The 22,027-nt window shown below is 64.6% G+C and carries 26 protein-coding genes and 1 other RNA gene; 18 read left to right on the top strand and 9 right to left on the bottom strand.

Going from position 1 to position 22,027, the window contains the following annotated elements; translation table 11 throughout:
* Positions 1-11 precede the first annotated feature (11 nt).
* The 5 genes from NQ036_RS03575 to NQ036_RS03555 form a co-directional block, all read right to left on the bottom strand.
* Positions 12-461: a hypothetical protein gene (locus NQ036_RS03575; protein WP_257047096.1), complete on the bottom strand. Its 450-nt coding sequence runs from the start codon at positions 459-461 to the stop codon at positions 12-14.
* 88 nt (positions 462-549) lie between these two features.
* On the bottom strand, positions 550-738 hold the full coding sequence (locus NQ036_RS03570; protein ID WP_257047097.1) for a hypothetical protein: 189 nt from the start codon (positions 736-738) through the stop codon (positions 550-552).
* 65 nt (positions 739-803) lie between these two features.
* Positions 804-1,745 carry a type II secretion system F family protein gene (locus NQ036_RS03565; protein WP_257057152.1) on the bottom strand — a complete coding sequence of 314 codons (942 nt, stop codon included), beginning with the start codon at positions 1,743-1,745 and terminating at the stop codon, positions 804-806.
* 10 nt (positions 1,746-1,755) lie between these two features.
* The gene (locus NQ036_RS03560; protein ID WP_257047099.1) at positions 1,756-2,628 is read right to left on the bottom strand and encodes a type II secretion system F family protein; all 873 of its coding nucleotides are present in this window, start codon (positions 2,626-2,628) and stop codon (positions 1,756-1,758) included.
* Positions 2,625-3,854 (bottom strand): CpaF family protein, encoded by a 1,230-nt coding sequence (locus NQ036_RS03555; RefSeq protein WP_257057295.1) that lies wholly within the window; start codon positions 3,852-3,854, stop codon positions 2,625-2,627. The genes NQ036_RS03560 and NQ036_RS03555 overlap by 4 nt, the downstream gene beginning before the upstream one ends.
* 194 nt (positions 3,855-4,048) lie before the next feature.
* On the opposite strand from NQ036_RS03555, the gene prfB reads away from it, so the two are divergent.
* The 9 genes from prfB (at position 4,049) to NQ036_RS03510 (ending at position 11,210) form a co-directional block, all read left to right on the top strand.
* Positions 4,049-5,170: a peptide chain release factor 2 gene (gene prfB, locus NQ036_RS03550; protein ID WP_257047100.1), complete on the top strand. Its 1,122-nt coding sequence runs from the start codon at positions 4,049-4,051 to the stop codon at positions 5,168-5,170.
* Between the two features lie 2 nt (positions 5,171-5,172).
* Positions 5,173-5,694: an SsrA-binding protein SmpB gene (gene smpB / locus NQ036_RS03545; RefSeq protein WP_257057150.1), complete on the top strand. Its 522-nt coding sequence runs from the start codon at positions 5,173-5,175 to the stop codon at positions 5,692-5,694.
* Between the two features lie 157 nt (positions 5,695-5,851).
* Positions 5,852-6,223: a transfer-messenger RNA gene (gene ssrA / locus NQ036_RS03540) on the top strand.
* Positions 6,224-6,462: 239 nt separating this feature from the next.
* On the top strand, positions 6,463-7,677 hold the full coding sequence (locus tag NQ036_RS03535; RefSeq protein WP_257057148.1) for a site-specific integrase: 1,215 nt from the start codon (positions 6,463-6,465) through the stop codon (positions 7,675-7,677).
* Between the two features lie 407 nt (positions 7,678-8,084).
* Positions 8,085-8,300 carry a helix-turn-helix domain-containing protein gene (locus tag NQ036_RS03530; protein WP_257057146.1) on the top strand — a complete coding sequence of 72 codons (216 nt, stop codon included), beginning with the start codon at positions 8,085-8,087 and terminating at the stop codon, positions 8,298-8,300.
* Complete coding sequence (locus NQ036_RS03525; protein WP_257057145.1) at positions 8,297-8,770, top strand: hypothetical protein; 474 nt, start codon at positions 8,297-8,299, stop codon at positions 8,768-8,770. Before NQ036_RS03530 ends, NQ036_RS03525 begins: the two co-directional genes overlap by 4 nt.
* A gap of 97 nt (positions 8,771-8,867) precedes the next feature.
* Positions 8,868-9,533, top strand: a complete 666-nt coding sequence (locus NQ036_RS03520) for a hypothetical protein (protein ID WP_257057144.1) — start codon at positions 8,868-8,870, stop codon at positions 9,531-9,533.
* A gap of 99 nt (positions 9,534-9,632) precedes the next feature.
* Positions 9,633-10,178, top strand: a complete 546-nt coding sequence (locus NQ036_RS03515; RefSeq protein WP_257057143.1) for a hypothetical protein — start codon at positions 9,633-9,635, stop codon at positions 10,176-10,178.
* Between the two features lie 417 nt (positions 10,179-10,595).
* Positions 10,596-11,210 (top strand): hypothetical protein, encoded by a 615-nt coding sequence (locus tag NQ036_RS03510; protein WP_257057142.1) that lies wholly within the window; start codon positions 10,596-10,598, stop codon positions 11,208-11,210.
* 92 nt (positions 11,211-11,302) lie between these two features.
* On the opposite strand, the gene NQ036_RS03505 is transcribed toward NQ036_RS03510, so the two are convergent.
* Entirely contained in the window at positions 11,303-15,178 is a 3,876-nt protein-coding gene (locus NQ036_RS03505; protein ID WP_257057141.1) for a tape measure protein, read from the bottom strand.
* Positions 15,179-15,402: 224 nt separating this feature from the next.
* On the opposite strand from NQ036_RS03505, the gene NQ036_RS03500 reads away from it, so the two are divergent.
* The 6 genes from NQ036_RS03500 (at position 15,403) to NQ036_RS03475 (ending at position 18,129) form a co-directional block, all read left to right on the top strand.
* Positions 15,403-15,558 carry a hypothetical protein gene (locus tag NQ036_RS03500; protein ID WP_257057140.1) on the top strand — a complete coding sequence of 52 codons (156 nt, stop codon included), beginning with the start codon at positions 15,403-15,405 and terminating at the stop codon, positions 15,556-15,558.
* A gap of 17 nt (positions 15,559-15,575) precedes the next feature.
* On the top strand, positions 15,576-15,743 hold the full coding sequence (locus tag NQ036_RS03495) for a hypothetical protein (protein WP_257057139.1): 168 nt from the start codon (positions 15,576-15,578) through the stop codon (positions 15,741-15,743).
* 216 nt (positions 15,744-15,959) lie between these two features.
* Entirely contained in the window at positions 15,960-16,235 is a 276-nt protein-coding gene (locus NQ036_RS03490; RefSeq protein ID WP_257057138.1) for a hypothetical protein, read from the top strand.
* A gap of 819 nt (positions 16,236-17,054) precedes the next feature.
* Positions 17,055-17,537: a hypothetical protein gene (locus NQ036_RS03485; protein WP_257057136.1), complete on the top strand. Its 483-nt coding sequence runs from the start codon at positions 17,055-17,057 to the stop codon at positions 17,535-17,537.
* Between the two features lie 98 nt (positions 17,538-17,635).
* Complete coding sequence (locus NQ036_RS03480) at positions 17,636-17,788, top strand: hypothetical protein (RefSeq protein WP_257057134.1); 153 nt, start codon at positions 17,636-17,638, stop codon at positions 17,786-17,788.
* Positions 17,785-18,129, top strand: a complete 345-nt coding sequence (locus NQ036_RS03475; protein ID WP_257057133.1) for a hypothetical protein — start codon at positions 17,785-17,787, stop codon at positions 18,127-18,129. The genes NQ036_RS03480 and NQ036_RS03475 overlap by 4 nt, the downstream gene beginning before the upstream one ends.
* Here the strand turns inward: NQ036_RS03475 and NQ036_RS03470 are convergent.
* Both NQ036_RS03470 and NQ036_RS03465 read right to left on the bottom strand, forming a co-directional pair.
* Positions 18,126-18,455 carry a hypothetical protein gene (locus NQ036_RS03470; protein ID WP_257057132.1) on the bottom strand — a complete coding sequence of 110 codons (330 nt, stop codon included), beginning with the start codon at positions 18,453-18,455 and terminating at the stop codon, positions 18,126-18,128. The genes NQ036_RS03475 and NQ036_RS03470 overlap by 4 nt on opposite strands.
* A gap of 167 nt (positions 18,456-18,622) precedes the next feature.
* Positions 18,623-18,901, bottom strand: coding sequence for a hypothetical protein (locus tag NQ036_RS03465; protein WP_257057131.1), 279 nt, complete (start codon positions 18,899-18,901; stop codon positions 18,623-18,625).
* 324 nt (positions 18,902-19,225) lie between these two features.
* Between NQ036_RS03465 and NQ036_RS03460 the strand changes: the two genes are divergently transcribed.
* From NQ036_RS03460 to NQ036_RS03450, 3 genes are all read left to right on the top strand, one after another.
* Positions 19,226-19,402: a helix-turn-helix domain-containing protein gene (locus NQ036_RS03460; protein ID WP_257057130.1), complete on the top strand. Its 177-nt coding sequence runs from the start codon at positions 19,226-19,228 to the stop codon at positions 19,400-19,402.
* A gap of 53 nt (positions 19,403-19,455) precedes the next feature.
* Positions 19,456-19,785, top strand: coding sequence for a hypothetical protein (locus NQ036_RS03455; protein WP_257057129.1), 330 nt, complete (start codon positions 19,456-19,458; stop codon positions 19,783-19,785).
* Positions 19,786-19,863: 78 nt separating this feature from the next.
* Positions 19,864-20,745, top strand: a complete 882-nt coding sequence (locus NQ036_RS03450; RefSeq protein WP_257057128.1) for a recombinase family protein — start codon at positions 19,864-19,866, stop codon at positions 20,743-20,745.
* A gap of 392 nt (positions 20,746-21,137) precedes the next feature.
* Here the strand turns inward: NQ036_RS03450 and NQ036_RS03445 are convergent, their stop codons facing one another.
* A complete protein-coding gene (locus NQ036_RS03445) occupies positions 21,138-21,890 on the bottom strand; it encodes a hypothetical protein (RefSeq protein ID WP_257057127.1) in 753 nt (250 codons plus the stop codon).
* Positions 21,891-22,027: the final 137 nt, after the last annotated feature.

Below are 22,027 nucleotides of genomic sequence, written 5' to 3'. Positions count from 1 at the left end.
CGTTGCAGCGGCTATTTCTTCTTCAGCTCGATCGTCATTTCGCTACCCATGGCCGACGCCTTGTAGCTGATGATGTCGTCCTTGTACGTGAATTCCTTCGTCTTGTCGTCGGACGCCAGGAGAGACTTAGCCGTCTTGTCCTTGTCGTTCTTCGAGACCCAGGTGTAGTCCCCGGCAGTCTTGGGCGCTGTGAAGGACCCGGCCCAGTACAGGCTCTTGGTTTTTTGGTCGTCGCTGATCCAGTAGATCGTGATCGTTTTCTTGGTGATCGTGGCTTCCTGGTAGCCGGACTGGTCTACGTCCTTCTGTTCCCACGCGCCGGTGAGGTCTGGCGCGACTGCTGCCTCGGCGGTTACTCCGGCATTGGACGAGCCAGCGTCAGCCGCAGGAGAGGACGAGCATGCGGTGAGCAAAAGAGTGGCAGAGGCCGCAACAGCAGCCAGTTTTACAGGGAACGACATCTGTGGTCTTTCTCGAAAAGGGAGGGGTATCTCTCTGATCATAGACTGAGAGTCCACTGTGCGACTGATGTAGTAGCTCACACCTCGATCACGGGGTGACTCGTGAGACCGTCATGACCGTTATCAGCACCCAGCCCGGGACATCGCCCCGGTCGGAGGCCAGTGCCCTGCGCACCCCTGGACGGGCGGAATCCGCGGAAGAACCGGCGGACAAGCGGGAGGACAGAGAGTGCAGGAGGGCCGCTAGACGCAGCCAGAGCAGGGTGAGGTGGGACATGGGGTCTCCTTCGGGACTTCGATGGTGCGCGGGTGGAATGGGTGGGAAGACGGGGGTGGCCGGACTCAACCTCCCAGATTCAGTACGGCCAGGGACGGGTAGACGGCGAAGACGACGGTCACCGGCAGGACGAACATGACGACGGGAACCAGCATGCCGACCTCCTTCTTGCCGGAGAGCTCCATCAGCGACCTGCGGCCCTCCTCACGGACGTCGGCCGCCTGGGCGCGCAGGACCTCGGCCAGGGGAGTGCCGCGGGCGATCGCGATGGCGATGCCGTCGACGAACTGCACCAGACTGGGAATCCCCGTGCGGCGGGCCATCGTGTCCAGTGCCTCGACCAGGCCGGTGCCGGTGCGGGCGGCGGCGAGCGCACCAGCGAGTTCGCCGGAGAGCTCCCCTGAGGCGGTGCGGCATACGCGCTGCAGGGCGTCGACGGTGCCCTCACCGGCCATAATCGACAGGGACAGCAGCTCCGCGATTGTGGGGAACTCCGCAAGGATCCGCTCCTCACGGCGCTTGACGCGCTGGGTCAGCCACCAGTCGTTGCCCAGATGGCCCGCGGCCCCGCCGAGCACGATGAGGGCCAGGGCGAGCAGCGGATGGAAGCCGCGGCTGAAGGAGACGAGGCCGGCGAGCACGGCACCTGCGAGCAGACCCGCGACGATGCACAGGATCTGGCGGGCGCGGAAGCCCTCCACCGTGGCCCCCGGCCCCAGTCGGGCCAGGCGGGTCTGGATCGAGGTATCGGTGGTCAGGCGGCGCGCCGCCCACCGCGCCGAATCGGTGATCAGGCCGCGCAGGAGGCCGCCCATACCGCCGGCCGTGGGCGCTGCCGGGGCGTAGACGTGCGGGCCCAGGGCGGTGTTCGAGCGCAGATAGGGGGCAATCCGGTCGGCCAGGGTCGGTCTGCGGAACAGCGGCAACGCGCAGACCAGGAAAGTCAGGGAGGCTCCCAGCGCCAGGCCTGTGCCGATCACCACCGCAGGATGGGTCCAGGTCAGCATGATGGCCTCCTCATCGCAGCACCCGGGGTTCCTCCGGCAGCCTGCCGATTCGCTTCATCGCCGAGTAGGCCGCCAGCGAGACGACCAGCCCGCCGCCCAGTAGCAGGGATCCCTGCACGCTGTCGTAGGCGGTAGTCGTCTCCGTGCGCGTGGCGAGCAGGGCCAGGACGATCCAGGGCGCGGCGACTGCCAGCCGGGCGCCGTTGACGGTCCAGGACTGGCGGGCGATCAGTTCCGCCCTGGTGCGCGCGTCCTCGCGCAGAAAGCTCCCCAGGGTTTTCAGCATCGTGCCAAGATCTGTGCCGCCGACCTCCCGGGTGATGCGCAGGGCTGCGACGATCCGGTCGGCCACAGGGTCGGCGGCGGCTGCCTTGAATGCGTCGAGGGCGGCGCCGAACGATCCCGTCGCCCGGTATTCGGATGCGAAGACGGCGAACAGGCCCCGCAGCTGGTCCGGTCCGCGTTCGGCCAGGCCGCACACGGCCTCGGGCAGGGACAGGCCCGCCCTGATCCCGGAGTTCAGGTGGTCGATCGCCTCCGGCCACAACCCGCGGCGCTGAACCTGGGTGCGGCGGGCCCGTGCCCGAACGAAGAAGTAGGGGCCGGTGGTTGCGAACAATGCGAAACAGGCGCTGATGCTCACGACCGAGGTGAACAGCAGTCCCACGGCACCCACCAGGAGGCCGGATAGGGCACACAGGCCCAGCAACTGGGCGACCGAGGTGCGCGGAAGGCCCGCGGCGGTGAGCATATCGCGGGTCTCCGTGGTGAAGCGTGTGGGAGTGCGCAGTGGGCGTTCGATCCGCCACATGGACCACCAGATCAGGAAGAGGCCGATGCCCAGTCCCAGACCCGCCAGAACGGCCTGTGTCGATGAGCTCATGCCGCCTGCTCCAGAATGTCGTGCAGGTCGAAACCCGAGCCGGCGAACCGGTCGCCCAGATGTGAGAAGCCGGAACCGCGCAGCAGCCGGCCGGCCCGGTCACGGGTGAACAGGGTCTCCAACTCGACGACATCGCCTTCGACCCCGCCGGGTACCGCAGCGATCTCCTCGACAGTCCGGTGGCCCTGCGCGTTCATCCGCAGGTGCACGATGATGTCCACGCAGCCGGCGACTGTGGGCACGACGAACCCCGCGTCGACGTTCGACGAGGCCAACAGCGGCAGCGTGCACAGTTTCGTCACGGCGGAGCGGGCGGAGTTGGCGTGGATGCTCGACATGGCCGGCAGGCCGGAATTCATACCGATCAGCATGTCGAAGGCCTCGGCTTCGCGGACCTCGCCCACGATGATCCGTGAGGGCCGCATGCGCAGGGCCTCCTTGACCAGGGTGCGCAGGGTGACCTCGCCGGTGCCCTCCAAAGACGGCTGGCGGCACTGCAGGGCCACCCAGTCGCGGGCCCGCACAGATAATTCAAACACTTCCTCACAGGTGATGACTCTCTCGCGACTGGGGATCGAGCCGGTCAAAGCGGCCAACATTGTGGTCTTGCCGGCCTGGGTCGCGCCGCTGATCATGATATTCGCCCCGCAGGTCACCGCCGCGTGTAGGAAGTGCGCCGCAGCAGGGGTCAGGGAGCCTGCGGCCACCAGGGCGTCGAGGCCGTGCGGGCGGGTGACGAATTTACGGATGTTCACGGCCGGGTACCTGCGGGTGATATCGGGCAGGACCACGTGGAGGCGGGAGCCATCGGGCAGACTGGCGTCGACGAAGGGGCTGCTCAGGTCGACCCGGCGTCCGGTGGTGCGCAGCATCCGCTCGATCAGATCATCGACCTGGGCCTCCGTGAAGACCGTCGTGGTCAATTCGCTGACCCCGGACCGGCTGACGTAGACGGCGTGCGGGCCATTGAGCCAGATCTCTTCGACTTCGGGATCGTCCAGGTACTTCTGCAAGGGGCCGAAACCCACGACATCGTCGGCGATCAAACGCCCCAGCTCGTCTTTGTCGGCGACGATCGGCAGGCTCCCGGAGAGGGTACGCTCATCGTAGTCGGCAATGGTCTCGGCGATGAGTTCACGGGTCAGCCCGGAGTCCAGCCGCGGGTCGATGCCGCGCTCGCGGATACGATTGCGCACCTCGCCGGAGATGATATCGATGGGCTCCAAGGGGACCTCGCTACGCTGATGAGTGTTGTGAGTCACGTCTATCTGTTACTGACCTTATAGAGCGTTTTGGACTGTTTGCAAGAGTTTCTTGTGAAATATTTCCGACTTCGCGTGGGACTTGCTCATGGTGGAGTGTGGCGAGTTCCAGGGGGTGCCTGTCGTGTCGACCGGGCGTCCATTAGGATTGAGGCATTATGGCCATGGACTTTGCGGCTGAAATCGCCGCCCTGCAACAGACGTTCTCCTCGATTCGCGAGGTCTCCGATGTCGACCTGCTGCGCAGCGAGGTCGCCGAGCTCACGGAACAGGCTGCTGCTCCGGACCTGTGGGATCACCCGGATGAGGCCCAGGCCGTCACTTCGAAGCTCTCGCACCGTCAGTCGACCCTGGAGCGGTTGGAGAAGTTCGACTCCCGGATCGAGGACGTCGAACTCCTCGTGGAGATGGGCGAGGAGGAGAACGATCCGGACGCTCTGGCCGAGGCGGAGGCCGAGATCGACAAGCTCCGCGAGGACTTGGGGCAGTTGGAGATCTCCACGTTGCTCAACGGCGAATACGATGAGCGCGCAGCCGTGATGACCGTGCGCTCGGGCGCCGGTGGTGACGATGCGACGGACTGGGCGCAGATGCTCACGCGGATGTACATCCGCTGGGCGGAGCAGCACGACATCGGCGTGCAGGAACTCGATACCTCCTATGCCGAGGGTGCGGGGATCAAGAGCGCCACCGTGCAGTTCAACGCCCCGTACGCCTACGGCAAGCTCAGTGTGGAGGCCGGTACGCACCGGCTGGTGCGCATCAGCCCGTTCGACAACCAGGGCCGGCGCCAGACCTCGTTCGCAGCCGTCGAGGTCGTGCCCCTGATCGAGACGACCGACCACGTCGACATCGACGAGAACGACTTGCGCATCGACGTCTTCCGGTCCTCGGGCCCCGGCGGCCAGTCGGTCAACACGACCGACTCCGCTGTGCGCATCACGCACATCCCGACCGGCACCGTGGTCTCGATGCAGAACGAGAAATCACAGATTCAGAACCGCGCCGCCGCCATGCGCGTCCTGCAGTCCCGCCTGCTGCTGCTCAAGCGGGAGGAAGAGGAACGGGAGAAGAAGAGCCTGGCCGGCGACATCAAGGCCAGCTGGGGCGACCAGATGCGCTCGTACGTCACGCACCCCTACCAGATGGTCAAGGACCTGCGGACCGGCTACGAGGTCAACAACCCGCAGGGTGTGTTCGACGGTGACATCGATGGGTTCATCGAGGCCGGCATCCGGTGGCGCAAAGAACAGGAAAAGGAAGCAGCCCAAGAGGCTTGAGAATGGCTAAGAAGCATGCGGGGCCGGTCGCCGATGAGCGGCCCGCACCGGAGAAGAAAGTGGTGGCGCGCAATCGGCGCGCCCGCTACGACTACCACATCGAAGAGACCTTCGAAGCGGGCCTGGTGCTCACGGGCACCGAGGTCAAATCCCTGCGTGAGGGCCGCGCCTCACTGACCGACGCCTTCGGACTGATCTTCCAGGACGAGGCGTGGCTCGAACAGGCGTACATCCCGGAGTATCTGCAGGGATCCTGGACGAACCACTCTGCGCGCAGGCGCCGCAAGATGCTGCTGCACCGCGACGAGATCCTCAAGATCGAGCAGAAGTTGGGCGAGTCCGGGCGCACCCTGGTGCCCTTGGAGATCTACTTCCTGGGTTCACGGGTCAAGGTCGAGATCGCGATCGCCAAGGGTAAGAAGGACTGGGACAAGCGGCAGGCGATCAAGGAGCGCCAGGACAACCTGGAGGCCCGCCGTGCCATGTCGGATGCCCTGCGGAAGAACCGCGGCAAGAACCGCTGACTGGCGCGGCCCCTGTTCCTGGGGTATCGTTGAGCTTCGTCGGTTTTCTATTTCGTGTGCGGGAACGCGGCGGGGAATAGTGAGCCGGTGTACGGTGTTCCACCGGTGTGCCGAATGATCGGAAGGTCGGTCGGTACACGGTTTGGTAACTGAATATGGGGATGATCGGTTTCGACGTGGGACAACGCGTCGAGAGAAGCGGGCCGAGAACGCGAAGTCATCTCGTTAATGTCCTTCGCAAACAATAGGTGCTAAGTCTAACAACCGCACCGAGTTCGCCCTCGCAGCCTGAGCTAGCGAGCGACTCCGTCAGTCCGGGTTTGCTTCCGCCCCGGTAGCTGGCGTCGTTTAGGGAGCCACTGCTGAGAACACATGTCGAGGGTGTTCTCGGGACTTTTACTCGACTCCGTTCGTTGGTTCACATGTTCGTGTGAGAACCAGGACCTAAGAAACACAGTCACGGACTGCGCCCGGAGAAGACTCGGCAACTTGCTTGCGGACGGGGGTTCGATTCCCCCCATCTCCACGGAATGGAAAGGCCCGGCGGCTCACAGCAGTGAGTCACCGGGCCTTTTGCCGTCCTGACCTGGGAAAACACCTGGTTAGGAGGGAGGGAAGTTGGTTTTGCCAGCCTCCCACCCGAGGAGCCGAAACGTCCTTAATGTTGCTCTAAATGGCCCTAAGAATGTCTGCGTAGACATCTCTGGGACACCTGCGGGACACCCAGCCCCGCAGGACACCGCAACAAAGAAGAGGAAAACCACCAACATGTCACGAAGCAGATTCGGCACCGTCGTAGCGCCGAAGGTCAAGGGCGGGAAATGGGCAGGACGCTACACCGGCCCCGACGGGAAGAAGGTTCAACGGTCGTTCGCCACACGCAAATCCGTTGACCTGTGGCTTGCGGGCGAAGAGACGAAGATCGACCGCGGGGAATGGAAGTCCAAGGCTCAGCTGGAGCGGGAACGCTTGGCAGCTGAGGCGGAAGCGAAGACGGCCGCCTACACGTTCGGGCAATGGCTGGACGACTACCTGAAATACCAGCGGGCGGCCGAGCGGCTGGCGAAAAAGACGATCGCCACCTATGAGTCATCGCTGACGCTGCACGTCAAGCCCACCTTTGGGGACATGCCGTTGGCGGGCATCACCCGGGTGAAGGTTCTGGACTGGCACGCCGCCCTAGTGACCTCAGCGAGTTGGTCCGTCGCGCGGAAGTCCTACATCGCGTTTCAGAGCATGATGAAGACAGCGGTGGAACGCCAGCTGATCGACGGCAACCCTGTACAGGTGCCAGCAGCGACGGATGCGCGCACGACCAAGGATCTCATCGTTGCGACCAAGGGGCAGGTGGCGGAGCTGGCCGGGCTGGTGCCACCGCACCTTGAGGCCATGATCTACATGGGCGCGTACTGCCAAATGCGCCTAGGGGAGCTGCGCGCCCTGCGCCGTAAGGACATCGACCTCAACGCGGGCACCGTGGCCATCGTGCGGCAGGTGGAGAAGATCGCGGGCGAACCTGCGGAGGAAAAAGCGCCGAAGGCCGGTAGCCGCCGGAACATCACAATCCCGGCAAACCTCATCCCGATATTGCGGCGACATATGGAAGTCCATAGTGGATTGTCCCCCGTGTATAAGACCATTGCAGTTCGTGAGGGCCTGGTGTTCCCCAGCATCCGAAACCGGGCGGCCTATCAGGGGGAGAACACCCTCAACAACGCCATCCGCAAGGTCCGCGACAAGGTGGACGGACTAGATCCGCAGTTCACGCCGCACAGCCTGCGGCATTCCGGTCTGACGTGGTATGCCGAAGCGGGCGCGACCCTGGTGGAACTCATGGACCGGGGAGGGCACAAGTCAGCTGAGGTGGCAATGATCTACCAACACGCGACGAAGCACCGCGACCAGTCGGTTACAGCGAAGCTCAACGAGGATGCTGTGATTGGTCGGAAGGCGACCGTGACGCCGCTGAAGCCCGCGGCCTAGACCTGCCCCCGTGTAGCGGCCCCCGCTCCCATCGTGGACGGGGGCCGCTGGCGTGCCTGCGAGCGCTGGGAACGTGCCGTGATGGGGGAGTATGAGCCAAAAGTGGTAAGGCATGGAGTTTTATGTCAAATGTGTGTGAAATTGCTTAGATGCACGTGTTTTGCGTTTAAGAATCTCCACTTTCAGCGCCTGAAATACACCTGTAGGGAAGCATTTGCCCAGGTCAGAGTAGGCGTGCGGTTTGTTATACTATAACTAAACGCATTTGGCAAGTGTCTACTTGCTATCGCTGCTGTTTTTGCCTCAAGATGGGTGCTGTAAGCGAAAGCACCCGGTCACCAGGGTTATCAATCTTGGCGGAGTGAGGCCCTGGTGGCCGGGCAGACGACCCTTAGGAGGTCACCAACATGGTCTCAAAGACCGACGAGACAACCAAGCCCGAAGCCCTGAGTGTCAACGACGCCGCCGAAATACTCGGACTCAGCGCCTACACCTGTAGGGAACTCATCCATGAGGGCCACATCCGCGCAGTACGCATCGGCAAGCGCGCAATCCGCGTTCCCCGCACTGAGATTGACCGCCTGCTGACCGACTACATGCCCAGCGCGAAGGATTGGGCGTGATCGGCATGACGGACGACAACACCAACAGCACCGACACTCACGCCGACCAGACCCCGACCCCGCGCCCACCGCTCGACCTCACCCCCGAGGCCGCGGCCAAGGCAGCTGAAGCGGGCCAGCCGGGCAGCCTGTTCGACGCCCCCGTGAAGGCGGCAGGAAGCCACCTCGACCCGAGGGAGCTGCACCTTGCGAAGCGTGAAGCCCAGCGCCTCACCCTCAGGGGAGAGGACTTCACCGCCCGATCAATCTGTGCATCGTTCGGTGGCCTGGAGGTGCCGAACCACTACGGCAGTCTCACCCGTCACCTGATGGGTGAAGGCCTTGTGGTGAAGACGGAAAAGGTGATCAAGCACCGAATTCCAGACGGCCGCATGAAGCTGATCGAGCTGCTGCGGGGCACGGAGAAGCTGAAGGCCCTGGACCTCAGCGGCGAAGGCCCCGCGGCTCCGGCCGTCACCCCGGCGGCATGATGTGGGCCTGGGGAACCTGGAGTGGGCGAACAAGGTTCGCCTGTACGGCTGGAAAGGTAATCGGCGGATAGACCGGAAAGTCTTACGGGCCCTAGCCATGCGTGCCAATGAGAACAAAGGTAATACGTGCTGGCCGTCATTGATTCTGCTGACCGAGGATGTGGGAATTTCGCCCCACTCGAAAAGTAAGATCAGCCGATCCATCAAGCGGCTAGATGAGCAGAGATTGGTGACTGTCCATGAGCACAATTCCGGTAAGAAGAACGTGAACAATGTGTATGAAGTTCACCCGGGAACGACAGCCCAGCCGTTGCCGGACGGGTTCGAGTGGAATCAGCTTTCACCGTCCGAGCAGAGGCGGCGGGCCGAGTTCCTTGCATCAACCAAGGTGCCACGTCATACCGCGGTTGAGAGTGAGGCAACCGGGGTAGTACGTCATACCGCGGTACCCCCTGAACCAGGGTATGACGTACATACACGACCGGGGTATGTACGACATACCACTAATGAAGTGAATGAAGGGCTGGCACCTACCAACTCAGCGGTGAATGAATCTAGCTATGAATGCGCGCGTGACGAATCGGCGGCCCCGGCTGCTGGTCCGTCGCTGGAGGACATCGTGGCTCAGGTGGCGGTCTATGAGGAGGGGTTGAGCGGTTCGCCCGGCGAAGCGGAAGGAGCGGAGATTGCGGCCCCGGCGATTGATAGTGGTCCGTCGTGGTCGTGGGAATATCACGCGGCAATGTACGACAGTGAACGATGAAAGGAATGTGAGTTGACTATGAAAGAGGACCAGGTGAATGAAATGGCGGCAGATCGGCCGGCGCTGGTGGAAGAAATTGCGAGTGTGGATATGCACCCGGTGAACGCGTCCGTGAACCACGGGTGTGTCCAATCCGAGGTGACGGTCTGGCACGACGGGGAACCCGGCGCTGAGGGCACGCAGGCGTTCGTGTCCGTGACGGGTGTGCAGTTCGACAATGGGCAGTTCGACGACTGGACGGCCGTGTTCACGCCGTCGTCGTTCCGGGCGTTCGCTGACCAGGTGGTCGCGGTGGCTGACCAGCTCGACGGGTTGGGCGTCACGGCGGTATCGCGGGAACGGGACATGCTGCGGGCCGAGGAATGGGCACCCCGGCTGACCGGCCCCACCCCGGCCGCGGAGTCAGAAGAGGAGCAGATCACGGACGGCAAACTGTTCGTGACCATGTGGAGCGCAACTGAGTGGTGCGTGGTCCGGTGGCGGGCTGAAAGCACCGACGAGGAGGGCACCGACTACACGACGGAGACCGTGGCACGCGGGTATGCGTCCGAGGAGCGGGCCCGGGCGGCACTGGTCGCCCTGGAGCTGGCCGAGTCCAGCAGGCCCGACGACACGACCGCAGCCACGCCGGGAACACTGGAGTGAAGCGGCCGGTGCTGGCCGAGTTGGTGGCGTGCCTGGCACGGTGGCTGATCCGGCGGACAGGGCGGTAACGAGAATCTTGGGCAGGTAGGCCCGCGGGTTCGGTTCAAGGTGGAATAGCCACCGGGACCGGGCCCATCGTCGTCTCTGGGGTGGACTGCGAGCGCTCGCCTCCCGCGCGGGTGCCCCGTCCGGGTGTCTGGTGCGCGTACAGGCGGCCTAATCGGCTGGTGGATGGGTGATCGGCCATCGGCGGGATTCTGGCCCGTCCTAGACGCGTTGCGCAGACGCGGCCGCAACCGTGGTGAGATGCCGGAAGCCGGAGAAATGAGACGGCGACCAGCCGGGCCGCGCGGTTCGGGTATAACCGTTCCGGGGCACCCCAGCCCTGACCCGCACCATTGAAGGAGAACCACCCCCATGAAGCTCACGTCCGTGGCCGTCCCCGCCCTGGCAGCTCTGGCCCTCACCCTGACCGCCTGCAGCAGCAGCGCAGGGCCATCGACCGGTGACGCCGCCGCCCCCGAAGCCGCCCACACCGCCGAACAGGCCGAAGCCACCGCGGCTGACCCCGAAGGCGACGGAGACCCCGGCCTCATGAAGCTTGGCCAGACAGCCACCCTTCCCGATGGACTCGCCGTGACCGCAACCGAAGCGGGCACAGCCAAGCTGTCCGAACAGGGAACGTCAGGCAGCTGCCATGCCGGTGATGCCGTGTACCTGTACAAGGTCGCCTTCCAGAACGGCAGCCAAACCGATTTCAAGCCGGAAGATGAAGCCATCGCGGAAATGGCGTACACGGACACGAACGGCGACACCCTGTCCGGGTCATACGCCTACGACTACAAGGACGACAACGGCAAGGCCGACCTGAAAGCATTCCAAGACCTTCCGACGATCAAGCCGGGGGCTAAGACCAGCCGCATTATCGGCTTCTGCGCCCCCGATCTGGACAAGGCGAAGCCTGTGGTCTTGGACATCAACACCAGCGCCGACAGCATGAGCGAACGGCCTCACGCCCTGTTCAACAGCTGACCATAGACGCGTAGAAGGGCCCCGCCCGGATCAGTTCCGGACGGGGCCTGTTGCCTATCACCAGACGCCCTGCGCTCGCGGTGTGCGTCGTGTTAGCGGCGTTCTTCCCATTCCCTCAGAATCCGTTCAAGGGACTCTTCTAGACCGTCTTCAATCTGGGTGTGCAGGTCGTCTACGCCGTACACGTCGCCCACGGTGACGTTGAGGGTTTCGATAGTCAACGTTGTTCCGCCAGCCCCGGCGGGGGCCGCCTGCATCTGCCGTAGCCCAGCCGTGAGGAGGTCCGACTGCGGGCCCGTCAGCACGTACTCCGACGACGACGACAGGTTCACCGCGGCACCGCCAGCCGGGAGGGGCCCGCCGTTGTCGTACACGCCCAGGCTCGTCGGAATCACGCCGCCCTGGTCGTACCAGTGGTGCGACTGCCAGAACTTCTTGGCAGACGCGAAGTTCCCGAAACGGCCGTCCACATACCGCTTCATCGCCTGGAGCTGGAACTCCATGCTGTACTGCGACAGCGGGGCCGCGAACCCCTGCTCATCACACTGCATCGTGAGGAACTGCGGCAGGCCCGTCGCGGACGACGTGCCACCCGTGGACTTGTTATTCCACCCGGACTCCCGCTGGATAATCCAGTCCATGTCCTTGACCTCAGCCGGGCCCCAACCCTGCGAGAGCGCCCACGCGATGCCCTTGGCGCGTACCGCCATAGCCTTACCCGCAGACACCCACTTGGAAGCCGTCTCAGCGATAGCGCCACCACCACCGAACGGCGTGGCCACGGACACCAGCTTGTTGATCATGCCCTTCACCGCGCCACTGATCATGTCCGACCAGCCGCCCGCTTTCGGGATCTTCGCCAGCTTCTTGATCAGGTTCGTCAGCGGGGCCAGGTTGATGAGGGAACCTCCGCCGCCGCCTCCAGTCCGGCCGCCACCGGACACGAACTGCCCGCCCACGGTGGGCAGGTGGAACTTCCACGGGAACAGCCCGTCGTCGGCACCGCGGGCCCCGCTGCCAGTGGCCGGGCCGTGGTGGCCATACGACTCCACGTTCATGCCGCCCAGCGTGCCCGCCGTGTGACCGATACCCGACCCGGTGTTGGGAGACACGCCAATGGAGAACGCAGACCCCTGCAAGCCCGGCTGGAAACCGGCCGCGCCCCGGCCGCGGCTGAACGACCCCGTAGCGAACAGGCGACCGTACGGAGACCGGCCGGTGAGCACGTTCGTGATCGCGGACATGAACCCGGAGCAGTCATACCCGGCCGGGCCCGTACCGCCCCAGATGTACGGCTTACCGACCTGGGACCGCGCCCACGCCTGCGCGCGGGACACAGCCGACGGCAGTGCGCCGCCGTTCTTCCCGGCCGCCGCCCACACGCCACCATCCGCAAACGCGCTGGAGGACTCCCCTCCGAACTTCAGATAGTTCGCCAGGCCGCGGCTCCCGCCCTGCCTGGCCGCCATGTTCATTTGCGCGATACCGACCGGACCGCCGACTGCGCGGGTGAACTCCGGCCGCATGATCGCCTCGCCGCCGGACAGGTGCAGGCCGCCCGCGGTGGGGGAGTAGAAGTGGTGCACGTCCTTCCCGGGCGTGTACCCGGGCATAACGCCACCGTCAGCGAACTTCACTTCAGGCAGCTGCTTGTCTTTCATGCCCACCGCGCCCGCGATGCCATTCCAGACCTTCCGGATACCGTTCGTGTAGACCGTGTTGACGATGAACTCGACGGGCTTCCGGGTGATCTCCTTCAGCTTGCCCCAGGCCGTCGCAATGCCGTCTTTCGCAATCTCGAACGCCCGCTTCACCGCGTGGACGGCCTTCTTGATCCCCTCGAAGACGGGATCAATGATGTTGGTCTTGACCGTGCGGATTCCGCCCGCCATGAGGTCCCAGGCTTTCCTGATCCCGTTGACGGTTGGCGTCCACACGCTGTCTTTCAGGAACTTCACGGCGGTGCCGACCGCGGACAGGGCGGGCTTCAGCAGGTTGTTCCAGGCCGCCTTGATGCCGTTGACCATCCACGTCCACCCGGCCTTGATGCCGTTCCAAGCAGGCTTGATCGCATTGGTCCACAGCCACATGGCAAACGTGCCGACAGCGTTGAGCGCCGGGCGGAGGACAGACTCCCATAGCAGTTTGATGCCGTTCACGAGGAAGTTCCAGCCGTTCTGAATCCATCCGAAAACGGGCTTCAGGACGGTGTTCCATAGCCATTGCGCCACCGTGGATATCGCCGTGAAGACCGGCTTCAATACGACCTTCCAATACAGGCCGATTGCGGTTGCCACAACCAGGAAAGCAATCTGCAGAGCATTGAAAATCGGCTTCAGAATGTTGTTGTACGCCCAAGACGCCGCCGCAACGATCCCATCCCAGACCGCCTGAAATACCGGGACAACGCTGGTCTGGAACCAGCCGACGACCGCGGCCGCCGCATTCTTGATCCCGGACCAGACTCCGTTGATGAAATCGCGGAACCATCCGACCTTGTTGTACATGAGGACGAACGCGCCAACCAGCGCCGCAATGGCGATGATGATCAACCCGACCGGGTTTGCGTTCATTGCCGCGTTCAGCGCCCACTGAACGCCCGTCCACGCTATCTGTATGCCCTTCGCTATCTTCATGATCGCGTTCCATGTGCCAGTTACCGCGGCTACTCCGAGCATGGCCGTCTTGTACGCGACTACGGCCCCTACGACAGTGCCGAGGATCGGCCCCCAAGTCTGGAATGAACCGATGACCTTATCCAGGATCGGCGTGACGACTGTGAATGCCTGCTGGATGCCGTTGCCAATGGTCGTAATCACCTGGGTCAGCTGCGGCTTCAGCTTGTCAATCATGTCCGTGAACCCGCCGACGGCGGAGGCTTGCATGTTGCCCACAGCGCCCTCGAACGTCTCCGTTGACTTCGCGGCCTCTACCGCTACCGGCTTCGTACCCAGCGTGGTCAGGGCCTTGTTGAACTCAGTGGATGAAATCTTGCCTTTCTCCATCGCCTCACGGAAGTTCCCCGTGTAGGCCCCCGACTTCTTCAGCGCCTCCATCAGCGGCCCAGCCGCGCCCGGGATAGCGTCGGACATCTGATTCCAGTTCTCCGTCGTCAGCTTCCCCGCGCCCGCGGTCTGCGTCATCACCATTGCCACTGACTTGAACGTGTCCGCGTTGCCGCCCGCGACGGCGTTCAGGTTGCCAGCGGCCTTCGTCAGGCCCTCATAGTCTGCGACACCGTTGGAGGACAGCTGAGCAATCATGTTCTGGATCGTGGGCAGGTCGTACACGGTCTCGTCCGCGTACACCTGAGCGGTCTTCCGGGCCTTGTCGATTGCGTCCGTCTTCAGCCCGGCGAAGCTCATTGTCTTCTGGAATTTGAACGTTGCATCGGATGCACCCATAGCTTCCTTGGCCAAGCCGCCGACGGAGGAAGTCAGGGAACCGGTGAGGCTGGAGGCGACACCGGCTACAGAACCGATGTTCAGGGCGTCCTTCAGGCTCGTCTTGATCTTCGACGCCTGCGTGGTCGCACTTTTTCCCATCGCGCGCATCGTGGACGCGAACGCACCCCGCGCGGACTTCGCACCCGACTTCACACCATCGAACATCGTGCTGAGCTTGCCCTTGGCCGTAGAAGCGGTGGAGCCCGCACGGTCCACAGCCTGTTGCATGGCCCCGGTCCCGGCTGCTGCAGTTCGCCCGCTGCTACCCACCCGATCAATCGCTGTGGACAACGCCCCCGCGGTAGCCCCTGACATCCTTCCGGCCCCATTCACCCGGTCTAGGGCGGCCTGGAAGTTCCCCGCAGACTTCGCAGCCCCGTCAAACCCGAAATTCTTTTCATCGGACGCCTTCGCAACGTCCTCCGTGGCGGCGGTGGCTCCATCCAGTGCGCTCGTAACCTGACGGATTTTCGCGCTCATCTGATCGCGCAGGTCAATTGTGAACTGGACTGTTTCAGCCACCGCCACACCCCCATCTGTCTATCGTTCGTGGTCTCTACGTCTCCCAATCCAGTGGACTCGCTTTGGCCTCGCCGTGGTGGGAAATTCCCGTTACCGGTCATTGCTGCGAGCGCTCGCAGCAATGCGCCTGAGACCAGCGCGCCCGACCAACTGAGATACCGGCGCACAAGCCCGGCTGGTCTGGGATGATGGAGGGGAGAACCACCGACTGAAGGAGACCAGCCGTGAACCGTCGCCTCATCATCGCCACTGGCATTCCCATTGCTGGCATAGCCGCTGTTCTGACCGCAGTGCAAGGCGGGCCTGACTGGTTGATCTCACTCATGGGCCTGGTCATCGCAACGGACGTTGCCGCGCTCATTCTGGTGCCGAAGAAGTGACCCTGAAGGAGCGAGCAATGAACAGCCTGAAACCAGCAGCACTAGCCGCAATCACCTGCACCCTGGCAATCGCCTGCACAACCGCGGACCACACGGCCCTCAAGGTCGTCTTTGCCGCGGGGGCCATCGTCACGGCCATAGCGTCGATCCGCGCAGCCAACGCGGAACGCAAGGACCACCGATGATGCAGGTATTCCTCAGCGCTGAAGAGGTCGCCAAGCGCCTAGGCTTGTCCGCCGCCTCCAGCCTCCCCCGCAACACCCTTCCGGAGCCGGATGCGAAGATCGGGCGGGCGCGGGGGTGGCTCCCGGAGACCATCGACCGGTGGAATGCCGGGCGGCCGGGCCACGGCGGGCGGCCCCCGAAGTCAGAGTAAAGGCGGCCGGTGCAGGATGGAGCCCATGACGCATCCCCGACCGCGGCCCGTGTTCCTCACGTGGATGCTGTGCCCGCGCTGCGCGACCAGTGACCACCAGCTGCTCAACCTGCAATGTCCCGTGTGCGGTGGCCGGGGGTCCCTGTGCCTGGGAGGCCCCGCCCTGTCCGTCTACGACGCCGAGACGGTTTCCGCGGCCGTGCGCCGGGCCCTGGACAGCCCCGAACCGGTGGCCGAGGTGCTGGCCGGGCTGTACGACGGCGGATTGCTGACCCGCCCGGAAGACGACCCCGGCCTGTAGCCCCGGACATCGCTCTACCGGCTGGACTGCGAGCGCGTACCCTCCCCAGCCCCGCCCGGTATCGCGGCTAGGCGGGCCCGGCAGGAAGAGGGACAGGCCCGCGCCCATCTGGAGGTCTGATAGGCCACTGACGCACGCCCACGGGCCCGCCTAGAGCAATGACAGCCCGGCCCCGGTGCATGGCCGCCCATGAATCGCCCACCGGCAGGGGCCGAGCACCGGCGAAGCCCCCGCGCTCGCCGTCGGGGTCACAGCTCCGACTACGAACGGGCACCAGGGTTTTCGGTGTTGCCACCGAAAAGGGGCCGGTCACCAATGCCCCCAGCGCGCCCGACCATGCCATGCACGCGGACCCCGTTAGGGGCAGCTGTACCCCGCAGCAGCGCCCGGAACGGCTGGAATCGGGCCAAAACGCGGCTCACGCGCCCCTATGACCGGCGTGCAAGCCCACCCCGGCACCCGGGCCCGAGCAGACGGCAGGCACTCCCGGGCATTCCCCACGGCACGCGAAGAGCCCCGGCCCCGCCCGGAATGGCACCTGCCATGACGTCAGCTATGGCAAGTGCCATGCCAGACGGACCCACGGCCGCACCATCACTCGCCCCGAGAACACCCCCGGGCGGAAACATCACGGGATCTCGTGAAGGTGGGCCCCACGAACGTCGCAACGGAAATCCGCACCCATCGGGAAATCCGACCCCGAAGCCGACCTTGACCCCGACCCCGAAGCCGACCTTGACGGAAACGCGTGGAATCCCCGTGGGAGGGCAACGGGAAACGCATAGTGGGGAAACAATATCCGCGCGTGGAAGGACACTCATGGGACACCCCGACCGGGAACGAGACGCCGAGGCCGCCGCCCTGCGCATTCAGGGCCGCACCTATACCCAGATCGCCGAGGCACTGGGCTACAACGACCGTTCGGCCGCGTACAAGGCCGCCGAACGGCATTTCGAGCGGTCCAACGTCGTCATGAAGTCCGAGGTGAAAGACCTCACCGCAGCCCGCATAGAAATGATCCTCACCGGGGGCAGTGACAACCCCGGCGGAATGCTGGGCATGGCCGCCGCTGGCGACGTGGACGCCGCCAAGATGTGCGACGCCCTCATGCGCCGCCAGCTGGCCCTGTATGGGGATGGAACGTACTTCCGCACTGCGGCACAGCGGGAACCCTATCCCGCGCCCAGTGCATCTGAAAGCCTGCTTGCATCGTTCGGCATCGACAGTGAAGAAGACGGCGGGATGAGGCCCGGCCGCCAGTCGCCACCTGCAGGCGCGTTTGACGACGAGGACGAGGACTAGGACTGCGAGCGCAGCCGGGCCCCCGCGGCCCGACTTCTGGGGCACCGGCGGAGCCCCTGCGCTCGCCGGTAGGGTGCCCGGCGGGTTTGAGAGGATGGATGACTATGAAGACGAGACGGCAGATTGCCGAGGCCATCGCCACCCTTGAGGCGACGATTGCGGCCATTGACTCAGGGGAGCTGGAGGCGGACAACGTGCATCGGGCGCATCTGGCCGGGGCCGTTGAAGCCCTGCGGGAAGTCCTGCAATGACCACCGCGGGGGTGACTGCTGTGGACGCCGCCGCCGTCATGGCCGCCCTCGCCCGGACCTGGGACCAGCCGGGCGCGGTTGCCCTGACCGGGGAAACGGCCACGGCCTGGCAGTTCATGCCCCTGCCCCCGGTAGCCGTGTTCCCGCCCGTCGCCCGGCTGGCAGACCTCGACGTGCCCGACGGTGGCTACACCTACTGCGTGCCCAAGGACGGCAGCCCCGTCTACACCGTGTCCAGCTGTCCGGGCCCCAACCTCAACGATCCGGCCGCGAGGCAATGGTGGCCGTGGGAATCGCCCGTGAAGTGGTCCGAGGACACCGGCATCGTCGTCACGGATTAGCGCCGCCGCCGCTTGCCCGACAGGTCGGGGAACCGGCCTAGCAGGCTCACCCGGGATGGAGCCGTGGCCATCGTCCACACCCACGCCCGCGGAGACGGCCTCCCCAGCGCGGCACGTGCGAAGCTGAGCACGTCGTCTGACTCATCATCGGGCACCCAATAGGCGGGCCCCACCGGACGGCCCTGCCTGTCCGAGGTGGTGACCATGATCCCGTGCTCATCGGCCATCAACGGCCACATGTACCCGCCGACCGGGCCCGCCGCCCCCGTAGTCTCATGCGCGGCTACCGCCCGGCGCAATGCCTGAAATATCCGGTCGAAGTCCACACCTCATCACGCCCCTTGTGAATGCGAGGAGCGGCCCCGCCCTGGGGAGAACCACCAACCCGGGACGAGACCGCTCACTACACCAACACCAGCAACACCACGGGACGAAGAAGAGACCCCGCCGAAAGGAACATTGCCGACACCACCGAGAATACCAACCCCGGCTGTCACGCATCGTGAGACGACGCTGCAGCGCTGACCACCTCAGCCATGACAGCATTGATAACCCCCTTCGGTTCGTCAAGGTCCCGCGCCCAGGCGATAAGCCGGGCCGAAAGCTCACGCGGTATTGGACGACCGGCCTGGGTCGCAATCTGGTGGGCCACCGACAGCAGTGCGTCATCGAACTCACCCGCCATGACAGCAGCCCCGGCCGACATGCTCGCCTGCAGTCCGGCCTCAGCCGCGAACTGTAGAGCGTCCTGCAGTAGGGCAGTTTCGTTCACCGGCCACCTCCTTGAGCGCTTATCGGTCTCCCCGCCGTTCGACTCTACTGCCCGCCTGATCCTGGGGAGCTGCTGCGCTCGCCGTCCGGCCCACACCCGGCCCCGGGTTTGCCCAGGTCAGCCAGCTTATGGACGCCGGTAACCTCGCTGGCAGCTACCCTGGCAGGGCCCCGTCCTGCGAGCGCGTACCATCCCCAGCCCGGCGGGTAGTCGGGTCTGTGCGGGTGGGTGGAGTGTGACCTGCGGGTTAGGAATCAGCTGGGAGTCATGGCGGATCACCCCGAATCGGTTAACTAAAACGGTCATATTAGCTAATCTGGGGTTATGACAGATGAACTACTGACCACCAAAGAGGCATCCCCCTACACGAAATTCTCTGAGCGCTCATTGCAACGCCTGTTCCAACAGCAGGTGATCGCCGCCCGTCAACCCACCGGAGTCGGGGGCCAATGGCGGGTGTGGCGCTCAGACCTCGAAGCCTGGGTCAACGGCAACGCCTGACCAGCCCCGACACCTCACCGAACCGACCACCCCGACCGAAGGAGCAACCCATCATGACCACGACACACACCCCCGCATGGGCCACCGACACCTACACCTGCCAGACTGAGCCCGGATTATCCGAATGGTACGGACTCGACACCGCGGCCACGGTCCCGAACCATGCAGGCGGCAGCTCCAGCGCAACTAACCTGTCCATCACGCTGTTCACATCACAGTTCATCAGCAACCCCGAAGCCCCGGCCCCGTTCATCACCCTAGAAATGAAAGACTCCGAAAGCCCTGCCGTGTTCTACCTGGACCAAGCCGCGTTCAACGGGCTGCGTGCCACCCTCGACGCCTACGCGAAACAGCTGGAGCAGTCCGGCGTGTTCGCCCACTGACCCCACCCCGCCCGGCGGCCGCGGACCCACCCCGACAGGCCCGCGGCCGCCACACAACCTGAGCAGAAGGACCAACCCATGACCATCCGGGCAATCGGCTACACCCGCGTCTCAACGAACGAACAAGCCACCTCAGGGCTTGGACTCGAAGCCCAGCAGGCAGCCATCACCGACAAGACCACCCGCGAAGGCTGGGAGCTAGTCGAAGTCGTCACCGAACCCGGCGGCGCATCATCGGCCACCCTGGACCGCCCGGGCCTCACCCGCGCCCTCGCAACCGTGGAATCCACCACCGCGGACGTGCTCATCGTCGCCAAGCTCGACCGGCTCAGCCGATCCATCGTCCAAGGCGGACAGGTGATCGACCGGGCCCGCCGCCGAGGCTGGCAGCTTGTCGCCCTGGACCTGGGCTTGGACATGACCAGCCCCGCCGGGGAAATGGTCGCCGGGTGCATCCTCGCCGCATCCCAGTACGAACGCCGCATGATCGGCGTCCGCACCCGCGCGGCCCTACAGGCGAAGAAGGCCCAGGGCCACAAACTAGGACGCCCCCAGCAGTACCCGGACACCCTCATCGCCCGCGTTGTCCAGCTGCGCGAACACGGGGCCACCCTGCAAGCCATCGCTGACACCCTCAACACCGAGGGCATCCCCACCGTCAAGGGCCGCCCCTGGAATTACGGCACCGTCGCCCGCCTGCTGAAGTCCGAAGCCGCGCAACACCGCCCACCAGCCGACCCCGACCCCACCGGCTGGCCCACCACCCCGGCCTACACCCCCGACATCGTGGCCCGCATCGTCACAGCCCGCACCAACGGCCAATCGTTCGCCAAGATCGCCGCCCACCTCAACGCCGACCGCACCCCCACAGTCAAGGGTCGCCCCTGGACCGCGAGCGCCGTCTACGCCCTCGACGGCGGCAGCATGGCCCGCACCATCCGAGGCGACGGACGGCCCTGAACACCCACCCCGTCCCGGGCACCGGCGAAGCCCTGCGCTCGCCGTCCGGGCGGGGGAGTGGTGGAGATACCGGCCCACCCGCGCTAGGCTCATTGTTGTTCTATGTTTGTCTACTTAGACGCCACAGAGACATTTACGGGCCGTGGGGGACTGTTTGCCCAGGTGATAAGCCTGACTCACAGAGTCCCCCCATCTCCACCAGATAGGCCCCGGAGGCGCATCGCCTCCGGGGCCTTTGCTTGTTTCATAAGGGTTTTCCCCAAGAACTTCCCCCAGCAGAGAACGACATGATGTTCGTTCAGATGACGCGGAATGGTCGTGCGGTGGTCACGGTCGTGATGAAACCCGACGACCCGTTCCATCATCGCCCGCAGTCAAGCTGTGAAGAGAGATCACGAGTCTCTTGCGGTTGGCCAGCCGTGCTTCTTCACATAGAACCGCTCGGCCTTCGAAAGATCGCCCACCGGTAGTCTGCGGGCCTGCTCTATTTCTCCCCGCATCCCCGGATCCCGGTTCAGCACACAGGCGAACACTTCGTCCCGCGATGCGAGGATCGCCTCCTGCTGCACCTCCGGCAGGGCGCGGATCTTCTCTCCAAGTTGCTCGAAGCCGGCGACCCGGGCGTTCCCTCGGCGCGAGGCGAAGACCAGGAGAACCAGTACGATTCCGGCCAGCGCGATGTCGATCCAGGTCACGACGAATGCGAACGGGGAGACGTCATCGGACATGCGGGCCCACCTGGCCGTCGCACCGCAGCAGACGATGGAGACAAGAGCCGCTACAGCGAATTCGTACCTGCGCAGCCGGCCCTGCTTCCACCAAGTCACGCCGATCATCAGCAGACCGATTCCACCGAGGAGCAGGCTCAGCGGCATGAGCACTTCGCTGAGGCCGCTGTTCATCGGAACGTTGTCGCTCGGAGCACGTCCCGGGGTGATCATCATGGGTCCCCAGGTCTGCACCACCCCGATGACCGCCGCACAGCAGATCAGGGTCACCATGTTCCATATGCCCTCGCGGGTGAGTTCGCCCTTGAGGTCGGAATGGTCCTTCGCCATCAGTCGTTCGAGACGCCCGTACGGGAGGTCGCCGAGCGAACCGCTACCGGAGACGTACTTCACTGCTGAGCTGCGTTCGGTTCCCATGGATACCAGCCTGTCATGATTCCTACAACTGCAGAGTGTTCTCTCTCGACAGTGCCGGCCGGTGACGTTTGCACTGGTCGGCACTGTCGGATTCGCAGCGGTGTCAGAACTCGGGCCCATCCGTCGTAGGCTTGATC

It is taken from the genome of Brevibacterium sp. 91QC2O2 (assembly GCF_024580695.1).
In the GTDB taxonomy this organism is placed as follows: domain Bacteria; phylum Actinomycetota; class Actinomycetes; order Actinomycetales; family Brevibacteriaceae; genus Brevibacterium; species Brevibacterium moorei.
Note: the sequence above shows the minus strand (reverse complement) of the source record. Positions and strands in the feature narration are given on the sequence as shown.